Below are 953 nucleotides of genomic sequence, written 5' to 3' on the forward strand. Positions count from 1 at the left end.
GCTGCTAAATTCCGGTGGATGGCCGTCCCTAATGATGGAACCCATGATACCCCGGAGGAACAAATTGTTTTTTCTAATGACGTGGCATGGGATTTTCCCAGGGGATCCGTACTTATCAAGCATTTTGAACTGGGTGGTAAAAGACTCGAAACCCGCTTTGAAATCAAAGGGGATGACGATGTATATTACTACCTGACCTATAAGTGGAATGAAGCCCAAACGGATGCTACGCTGCTTAATGAAGGCCTTTTGGAAGACGTGGTTGTCGATGGGGTCACCCAGACCTGGCAATACCCCAGCCGGGTGGAATGCATGTCCTGCCACTTTCCTCAAAACGGAGGCGTATTGGGGCCCAAAACAAGAAACCTGAACTCGGTTATCACCTATCCGGGGGGTACATCTGCCAATCAACTGGTAAACCTCAGTGAAATGGGGATCATCCCAGAGGTAATCACTAATGCCAATGTAGGTAACTACATGGCCGTTTCCGCCAAGGACAACCTTAGTGCCTCCCTTGAAGACAGGGCTCGTAGTTATATCGATGTGAATTGTTCCAGCTGTCACAATCCCACGGTGGACAATATTGCCCAGTTCGACGCCCGCTATACTACCCCACTGGAACTACAGAATATAATCTATGGGGACGTGAACTACGATCTTGGTATGCAAAATCCAAAAATTGTTATCCCTCAGGACGTTGCCAATTCTGCTTTGCACTACCGGATGAATAGCACCCAGGCGAATGTAGAAATGCCACCCATTGCAAAAGATGTAGTTGATGCGGAAGGTCTGCAATTGATTGAAGAATGGATCAACAGCCTTACACCCACTTCTACAGAAGGAGCCATTGCAGGGTTTTCCCTGATCGATGCCTCTTCGGATACGGAGCTTTTTAATCTCAGTAACGGTTTACAAATCGATCTCTCGGTAGTACAGGGCATTGACCTGAGCAT

The 953-nt window shown here is 47.6% G+C and carries 1 pseudogene; it reads left to right on the top strand.

Annotation, left to right across the window (positions count from 1 at the left end):
- Positions 1-18: 18 nt before the first annotated feature.
- Positions 19-953: pseudogene (locus QU605_RS15300) on the top strand (hypothetical protein); the annotation flags it as partial.

It is taken from the genome of Robiginitalea aurantiaca, from assembly GCF_030380815.1.
Taxonomy (GTDB): domain Bacteria; phylum Bacteroidota; class Bacteroidia; order Flavobacteriales; family Flavobacteriaceae; genus Robiginitalea; species Robiginitalea aurantiaca.